Below are 7,871 nucleotides of genomic sequence, written 5' to 3' on the forward strand. Positions count from 1 at the left end.
TGAGAGCCTGCGGGGCCGCTACGGGTGGTGCGACGACGTCGGGGCTGCAGGCCGAGTCGAACCAAACCAGCACCCCACCCGGCACGGGGTGGGGTGCTGGTTTTCTAGAAGTGGCTGTGTGCCTGTGGGTTTGGGCGGTTTGTGTCGGTGGTGGTCGGTAGAATCGTGGGTGTAGGGCAGGCCATCCGGCAGGCCCACGAATCCCGGAAGGGGAGTGTTATGACTGCTGTCGTTGACGGTTCGGCCGTGGTGGTGTCGCGATCGGTTGCCGAGTTGCTCGGTTCTGGTGCGGAGCCGGGTTCGGTGGTGTGGGCGTCCACGGTGGAAAGTGGTCCGGTGCCGGGTTGGTTGGTGGTTGAGCACCCCAATTGTGTGGCACAGGGGCGTGAGCGGCGGTGCGCGGTCGTCCAGGCTGAGTCGTGCTCGGTGGTGACGGCCGGTCCGATTTCTGAGGTGCAGATCGTGTCGGGCCCGATCCCGGTTGATGAGCCGATGCCGGAGTGGGTGAAGGCTCTAGCCTCGTCGTACTGGCAGACCCAGGAGATCCGTACCGAGCGGGACGCGGTCCGCTTGGCGCTGCAGCGGCATGAGGACCGTTTGGAGCGGATCGTGGACGCGTCGCACGCGTTCGCCGATGAGCACTCGTTGTGTGCGGACTTCGACGAGTTCATGATTGGCGAAGGCCTGCGGCCACGGTCGCGGGACTGGATCTGTGAGGTGGATGCCACGGTGCGGGTCCGTATCCCGATCACTGCGCGCAGCGCTGACGTTGCGTCTTCGGAGGTGGACGACCGCATGGTGCTCAATGCGCTGGGTGAGCTCAGCGGTCGCAGCCTGGCCGATGCGCTACAAGACCGCGATGTGGTCGACGTCGAGGAGGCCTAACAGGGGGGAGGTGGTGTTCGGCGCCTTCGGCCACCACCTCCCCACTCGACACAGGCGTGGGGTGGTGGCCCTTGCCGCGCCGGTGGTGGTGCTGGTGCTGCTGCTGCCGTCCGTTTTCCAAGTCTGCGCTGGCAATTCCATTTGGCAACTGGCAATAGTTGGCAATTGCCGGAATCAGATGGAATCCGGGCCGGAGTGGCTAGTCCGGCTCTGGTGAGTGCACAGGTCGGTCTGGCGCTGATAAGCGGCCTTATCGGCTACTGGTTTGCTTCCTGTGAGGTATCGGTAATTGACTGGGCGTGTAGGGGATGTGGAGTCAATAGGGACGGTGTGACCGTGTGGCGGTACGTTCCGGCCACACTTGTTGAGAATGGAGGAGTTGGGAACAATGGAGAATCCGACGGACGACAACGAGAAGCTCGCCGAGCTGGTGGGCGGGGCTCTGACTGTGTTGTCGCCACTTTTAGATGAGGCGTTGCAGCGTGGGCGGTCCGGCGCCGTTGATGGTCTGCGGCTGGGGATTGGCATGTGTGCGCGGGCCGCTGACGACTTTGTCGACGTGGTTCCGACGTTCACCGCGCCAGAGCATGTTGACGCTGTGGTGGTTGCATTGCGGGCCCTGGCTACGGCTATGCGTGATCAGTCGGCTCGGTTCGCCCTCGATGACTGATCGGTAGAGGGTAAGTACGGGGCGTCAGTGACCGTGCCCCGTACTTGTCGGTGGGTCGCGGTAGATTTTGTGTTGTAGGGCAAGCCATTCCGGCGGGCCCCGAAATTCCCGGAAGGGGAGTGTCATGACCGCAAGCACTGTGGAGCGGATCTCACCGGCTGTTGATGGAAACGGGGAGGTGGACTGGACCGCGCTGTTGACCCAGGCGCTGACGCTGCCCGGGCAGCTGGGTTCGACGTATTGCCGGTTCTATTCGTACTCGCTGCAGAATCAGATCTTGCTGCTTTCGCAGGGCGTCACGGAGCCGTGCGCCCCGTTCAGTGTGTGGAAGAAGCTCGGCCGCATCCCGGTCAAGGGTGGCGGGCGGTATGTGCTGCACCCTGCGCCGTTCCGCAAGATCGATGAGAAGACCGGCGAGGAAAAGGTTGTCGTGTGCCGGTTCCGCCTGAAGCGCAGCACTTTTCCGTACTCGAACACTGAGGGTCCGGAGGTGGAGTGGCCCGAGCTGCCTGCGTGGGACTTGCAGCGCGCGATCGCGGCGCTCGATATCGAGCAGGTGCCATTCCAGTTGATCGATGGCAACACGCAGGGGTACTCGTTCGATCGCAAGTTCGCCGTGTCACCAGTCTCGGTTCACCCCATCAAGACCGCGCACCACGAGCTGGCACACATTGTGTTAGGGCACACCACCGAGGCTGCCGCCGACGGTGAACCGCTGTGTCGCGGCGTGCGGGAGTTCCAGGCCGAGGGTGTTGCCTACTTGCTGGCCCATGAGACCGGCCTGACGGACTGGGCGCCGGAGGAGTCACGCGCCTACATCCAGGGCTGGTTGGGAGACGAGGAAGTCACCGACCGCCACATCCGGGCGGTGTTCTCAGCAGTTGACAAGATCCTCACGGCGGGTCGTGCGGTGACAGCTGTTGATGATGCGGGCGAGGAGGTGCGCGCGTCCTAAAGGCTGCGGGCCTGGCTGCGGCCGGGACCGGGGTGCACTGACACTCCCGCCCCGGTTGCCGGCCGCGCCGGCCCGCTCACACCGTCGCTGGTGGCCGGCCCCGCCCGGGGCCAGCACCCCACCCGGCACGGGGTGGGGTGCTGGTTTTCTAGAAGTGGCTGTGTGCCTGTGGGTTTGGGCGGTTTGTGTCGGTGGTGGTCGGTAGAATCGTGGGTGTAGGGCAGGCCATCCGGCAGGCCCACGAATCCCGGAAGGGGAGTGTTGTGACTGCTGATATTGCCGCGGCGTCGCTGAAGTTGACGATCAGGGTGGAAAGCGCCTACAGCGACGGCCACACATCCAAACGGGTCGAGACGGTCGAAGTGGAGCCGTTCGAGGATCTGGAGCAGCTGTGGGAGCAGCTTGAAGAGTTCACCGGTGACGGTCACGGCATCGGCAACGATCTGGGCTACTGCCACGAGATCACCATCGTGGATGCCCCAGCTCGGCCTGACCTGGTCGGCAAGCTCAATGAGTGGGTGGGCGCATGAGCACGCCGACCCCGCCAGTGGACGTGATTGACGCCCTGGCCGCGCTGCGGGCCGCGTTCGACGACATCCACGTCATGCACGAATGCAGCGGCGATTGTCCGCCTGACTGCGATCTGACCGACTACAGCGAATCGGCCTACCGCCGTCACGACGAGCGCAACTTCGATGTCCGCGAGGTGATCCACGAGCGGGCAGAGGGGCTGGTTGCCGCGCTTGATGGCTGGCTGGGCGGCGTCGTCGCGGAAGCGGGGGCCACGCGATGAGCTCGCAGGCACGACTGGATGTCGGGACGTATGTCGAGCTCGCGGCGGGCGTCACCGCCCCCGAGGGGCTCGAGGACTGCTTGTGCTGCGTGGTGGCGGCCGATGGTGATCTGCGCGACGTGCGGCGAGTCAGCCAGCACACCGGCCTGTTGGAGGGCATCGAGGTGCGGTTCCTGCACGCCGAGTTGCGTTCTGCGCGCCCGGAGTCGGTGCGCCGGTGTGCAGGGCTGAGGTTGCGCGGTGCGCTGTCTGGGTGGCGGCGTGCTGTGGCCGATGATGACGAGGATGTCGACTCGCTGGCGATCCTGGTCGAGGCCGCTGAGCAGCTCGCGGATCTGCTCAGCGATGCCGACCCGGCAGACCAGGCCGTGCCAGCGGTGTGCGGGTACGTCAGCGACCGGGACAACGCGCATGTGGTCGAGATCGACACCACCGAGGCCACAGGCCGGGTGAGGGTCGTGATCAACGACGGCACTGTCTACGACGGAGATCCGAACACCGACGAGCCACCGGGGCAGTACTACGACGGCCCGGCGTGGGGCGGTGCTCGGCGATGGAAGATGCAAAGCCTGATAACCGGTGACACCGGTGACATGACGTACCGGGCGCGCAGCCAGGAGGACGCGATCGCGCAGTACCTCGACACCGTGGCGTCGAACACGCTGGTGTGGGAGGTCACCGAGGAGCAGCGGTGCGACGAATGCGGGGCGGCCACGGCGGCGGGCGTGAGCGCCGAGCATGGTCCGGCGTGCTCGCTTCACCCGTCCAACGTGCACTGAGCCAAGGCGCCGGCGTCCCGCAGGCCTGTGCGGCCTGCGGGGGCGTTGGCCGCCATACAAATCAGCACCCCACCCGGCACAGGGTGGGGTGCTGATTTCTAGAAGTGGCTGTGTCCCTGTGTGTTTGAACGGATGTGTGTCGGTGGTTCTCGGTAGAATCGTGGGTGTAGGGCAGGCCAATCGGCAGGCCCACGAATCCCGGAAGGGGAATGTGAAGATGCGTATTGCTGAGCCGACTTCGACGCTGGTCAGTACTGCCACGGAGTTGCCGACGATGACGAGCCGGGTGGACCCCGAGGGGGCGCGCCGGATGATGGAAATGCTGGTCAACCTCTATGCCGACCGGCGGTTGGCGGTGGCACGTGAGTATGTGTCGAACGCCGTGGATGCTACCCGCGCGGCGGGCGGCGCTGACCCGGTAGAGGTGACGGCGCCCTCCCTGATCGAACCGAATCTGATCGTGACCGATCGGGGTACGGGCATGTCGTTGGCCGAGGTGGAGGCGACGTTCCTGGCATTCGCCGCATCGAGCAAACGGGACAGCGACGACATGATCGGTGGGCTGGGCGTGGGCGCGAAATCGGCGTGGACGCTGGCGGAGTCGTTTCTGGTGGACACCGTGAGGGGCGGCTTGCGCACGACGGTGCGGGCGGCGCGCAACTTGGAGCACCAGGTGCTGTTGGCCGGTGTGCCCAGCGACCTGCCGGACGGCACCACGATCATCGTTCCGGTCGAGGTCGCTGGACATGTGGAGGCGTGGCATCGCGTGGTGCGCGAGGTCGCTTCGGCGCACGATGCGGGCGCGGTGCTGGTTGATGGTGCACCGGTGGACAGCCTGGCGGGCGGTCCGAGGTGGATCGGGCCGGTGTCCTGCCGACGTGTGGATCGCCCGGACCACAGTGCGGTGATGGTGCGCAGTGGCGGCACGCTGTTCTCGTCGGTGCCCGAGGTCACCCGCAGGGTGTTGCAGGCCACCAGGTTGTCGGCCTGCCTGATCGAGTTGCCCATCGGCTCGTTCGACCACACTCCCAGCCGGGAGTCGGTGATCGCCACCGAGCGCACCCTGTCCGCTGTGGACGCGGCGTTGGGGCAGTTCCGGGTGGCCTACGACGCGCTGGCGCAGAAGATTTCACAACTGGCGACCACCGACGTGGCGGCTGCGGTGAAGCTGCGGGCCGACACCGTGGGCGGTGTGGCCACCGCGGCAATATTGCCGATCTCGTTCCGGGTGGGTGTGCCTGCTGGTGTTGGGGCCTGGCGTGTATGCGCCCGGTCGGGGCGCTCCCGCTGGGAGCGCGTCGAGGACTCCCGCGATGACGTGTTCGAGGCCGTGTCTGCCCGCATTGAGATGGGCACCACGCTGGTGGTGACAGGTGTTCCGTCCGGTCGGGTGCTGTCACGGTTCGCCACGTTCCTGGCCGACAAGCACCCCACGATTCGGCGGTTGATCGCGGTGCCGGAAGGCCGCACGACCGTGGCGCTGAACGTGTTCGCCCCAGGGAATCAGTTGACCGGACAGAGCTGGCAGGTAGGTGCGGACACTGAGGGGATCGCGGTGACCTACACCTTCGAGCAGTGGAATGCCGCGATGGCGGGTAGGCGCGTGACGCGCGGGCCGTCGAAAGGCTATGACTGCCAGATCGTTGACCGAGACGGTGGACCTCGCCGCGACGCCGTGCTGAGCGGGCCGGAGATCGCCGCGTTGGGCCTTCCGGTCATCTACACCGACGACGCGGCCTACCGGGCGCGTAGCGGGCAACCGGCGTCAGTAACGGTGCATCTGGGCAGACGCAAGAGCGGGCCACTGCTGGCAGCGGTGCCCGAGGCGATGACCCGTAGCGCGTGGCTTGAGCGCCGGTTCGCCGCTGAGACGGCCGGGTGGTCCCCGGAGCAACTGTTGGCCGCCTCCTACGCCGCGCATCGGCAGCGGAGCTCGGCCTACGAGGCCGCGTTCGGTGTCGCCGCGTCGGCCCTGGCCGCCAGTACTACCGAGCACCCGCGCCGTGCCCTGTTGGCGCGGATCGCCACATTGATGCAGGCCGCAGGGAAGGTCACCGAAGCCCAGGCCTCGCTCGTGGACGAGCTGCACGGCTGCACGGCAGCCCAAACGCAACTCGGCAAGGTTCGGGAGATGTACGCCGAGTTGCGACAGGCCTACCCGCTGCTGAACCACCTGCGGCACTGGGACAACTCCGAGACCCGTGGCCCCTACATCGAGTACGTGGCCCACACACCGCCCCAGGCCGCCCGCAAGGCCGCCTGACCCACGAAACACGAACTAACACAAGAGAAATGGACAACTAACATGTACGCACTCATGGATCACCAATCCATCATCGTTTCCGAAGGATCGGCCAGCGTTCTCATCGCCGCATCCGATCCCACCTACGGGCCGGTTCGGCGCTACCTGGTGGACGAGCACGGCGAGGACTTCACGACCGTGCGCAACCTGGTGGACAGGTTCCGCACCGGGGTGAAAACCGCCACCGCCGAGGCCGTGGCGGTCGTGGACGGTGACCAAGCCGAGACCGAGCCGTACCGGATCACCCACGGCGACCCGGTGGAGGAGGTCGTGCTGGCCGCCGCCATCCGGCTCACCAACGCTGATGCGGACATGGCCCCGCTGGGTGCGTTCCTGCGCCGCCTGGAACGCAACCCGTCGCCAGCCTCCCGCTCGCAGTTGTTCGGCTGGCTCAAGGCCGGTGGATTCACGCTGACCACCGAGGGCCTGATCGTCGGCTACAAGTCGGTGCGCGCCGACGGACGCTCTGCACACGCGGGCAGGGAGCCGGTCACCGTGCAGGCCCAGGACCGTTCTGTGGAGACCGTCACCGGCCACGTGCCCTATCCGGTCGGGGCAACCGTGTGGATGGCCCGTGACCTCGTGAACGACGATCGTGACTCGGCGTGCTCGGTAGGCCTGCACGTGGGCACCTACGGCTACGCGCAGAGCTTCTCTGAGCGGATGCTGGTGGTGCTGGTCGATCCTGCCGATGTGGTGTCGGTACCCACCGACTGCAACGCGCAGAAGATGCGGGTGTGCCGTCTGTACGTGGCGGCCTGCCATGACGGCGACCAGATCGCAGAGGCCGTGATCGATCACATCCGCACCGTGCCCGACTTCGAGGCGACCGAGGAGTACACCCGCCGCCCGGAGAACGCACAAAGGCCGGCCTTCGGGGTGGCCGTGACGCTGCACGGTCCCGACGACCCAGCCAGCGACGACGAAGACGAGGAGGACGACAGCGATTACTGACCGCTGGTAGCGCGCGGAGCGCGCGCCTTGGGCAGGTGCCCGCAGGTTGCCCCCGGCCTGCGGGCACCGTTGTGTGTGGGGGAGGGGAGGACGGCGCGGAGTGCCGGTAATTGGGTGTGTTGCAATGGTGTTGTAGGGCAGCATATTTCGGCAATGTGGTGTAGTATTGCGGTATGACGTTGGCAGGCAAGGCGATTCGGTGGTACCGCGTGAGCGGTAGCGTCAACCGCGAAAGCGGTTGCAGCGCAATGGATAACCGTACATTCGTCGGGATCGGTACCACCACGGCACCGCGTGAGCGGTGCGAATCTCGAAACACCAACAGCCGCAATGTGATTGGAGACAACCGCGTAAGCGGTTGGCGTACAGGGTGATTCACCGACCGGGCTTGCCCGGTCGCGTATGGAGGCCGGCGCAGCCGGCCTACGAGACAGACGGCGGCGGTGCCGCCCGGTGTGTTCGACGCTGCCGAGGGCACCATCGAGTGGTCGGTGACGGCGGCCGGTGCGGAGGTTGCCGCGGAGGTGCAGGTG

8 protein-coding genes are annotated in these 7,871 nt (G+C 66.3%); all 8 read left to right on the forward strand.

Going from position 1 to position 7,871, the window contains the following annotated elements:
* Positions 1 to 219 precede the first annotated feature (219 nt).
* Entirely contained in the window at positions 220 to 885 is a 666-nt protein-coding gene (locus tag AB0876_RS33510; RefSeq protein WP_526044197.1) for a hypothetical protein, read from the forward strand.
* Between the two features lie 388 nt (positions 886 to 1,273).
* Complete coding sequence (locus AB0876_RS33515) at positions 1,274 to 1,555, forward strand: hypothetical protein (RefSeq protein WP_526044198.1); 282 nt, start codon at positions 1,274 to 1,276, stop codon at positions 1,553 to 1,555.
* Between the two features lie 124 nt (positions 1,556 to 1,679).
* Positions 1,680 to 2,510: a hypothetical protein gene (locus AB0876_RS33520; RefSeq protein WP_526044199.1), complete on the forward strand. Its 831-nt coding sequence runs from the start codon at positions 1,680 to 1,682 to the stop codon at positions 2,508 to 2,510.
* 263 nt (positions 2,511 to 2,773) lie between these two features.
* Positions 2,774 to 3,040 carry a hypothetical protein gene (locus AB0876_RS33525; RefSeq protein ID WP_526044200.1) on the forward strand — a complete coding sequence of 89 codons (267 nt, stop codon included), beginning with the start codon at positions 2,774 to 2,776 and terminating at the stop codon, positions 3,038 to 3,040.
* Positions 3,037 to 3,303: a hypothetical protein gene (locus tag AB0876_RS33530; RefSeq protein ID WP_526044201.1), complete on the forward strand. Its 267-nt coding sequence runs from the start codon at positions 3,037 to 3,039 to the stop codon at positions 3,301 to 3,303. Before AB0876_RS33525 ends, AB0876_RS33530 begins: the two co-directional genes overlap by 4 nt.
* Positions 3,300 to 4,082, forward strand: coding sequence for a hypothetical protein (locus AB0876_RS33535; RefSeq protein ID WP_526044202.1), 783 nt, complete (start codon positions 3,300 to 3,302; stop codon positions 4,080 to 4,082). The genes AB0876_RS33530 and AB0876_RS33535 overlap by 4 nt, the downstream gene beginning before the upstream one ends.
* A gap of 217 nt (positions 4,083 to 4,299) precedes the next feature.
* Positions 4,300 to 6,345: an ATP-binding protein gene (locus AB0876_RS33540; protein ID WP_526044203.1), complete on the forward strand. Its 2,046-nt coding sequence runs from the start codon at positions 4,300 to 4,302 to the stop codon at positions 6,343 to 6,345.
* A 54-nt stretch (positions 6,346 to 6,399) separates the two neighbouring features.
* Positions 6,400 to 7,338: a hypothetical protein gene (locus tag AB0876_RS33545; protein WP_526044204.1), complete on the forward strand. Its 939-nt coding sequence runs from the start codon at positions 6,400 to 6,402 to the stop codon at positions 7,336 to 7,338.
* Positions 7,339 to 7,871 lie beyond the last annotated feature (533 nt).

Origin of the sequence: Mycobacterium sp. NPDC049093 (assembly GCF_040704635.1) — a bacterium.
Lineage (GTDB): Bacteria > Actinomycetota > Actinomycetes > Mycobacteriales > Mycobacteriaceae > Mycobacterium.

Excerpts from the sequence above, each read along its gene's own strand:
- AB0876_RS33510 (WP_526044197.1), top strand. The coding sequence starts at position 220 with ATGACTGCTGTCGTTGACGGTTCGGCCGTGGTGGTGTCGCGATCGGTT.
- AB0876_RS33515 (WP_526044198.1), top strand. The coding sequence starts at position 1,274 with ATGGAGAATCCGACGGACGACAACGAGAAGCTCGCCGAGCTGGTGGGC.
- AB0876_RS33520 (WP_526044199.1), top strand. The coding sequence starts at position 1,680 with ATGACCGCAAGCACTGTGGAGCGGATCTCACCGGCTGTTGATGGAAAC.
- AB0876_RS33530 (WP_526044201.1), top strand. The coding sequence starts at position 3,037 with ATGAGCACGCCGACCCCGCCAGTGGACGTGATTGACGCCCTGGCCGCG.
- AB0876_RS33535 (WP_526044202.1), top strand. The coding sequence starts at position 3,300 with ATGAGCTCGCAGGCACGACTGGATGTCGGGACGTATGTCGAGCTCGCG.
- AB0876_RS33540 (WP_526044203.1), top strand. The coding sequence starts at position 4,300 with ATGCGTATTGCTGAGCCGACTTCGACGCTGGTCAGTACTGCCACGGAG.
- AB0876_RS33545 (WP_526044204.1), top strand. The coding sequence starts at position 6,400 with ATGGATCACCAATCCATCATCGTTTCCGAAGGATCGGCCAGCGTTCTC.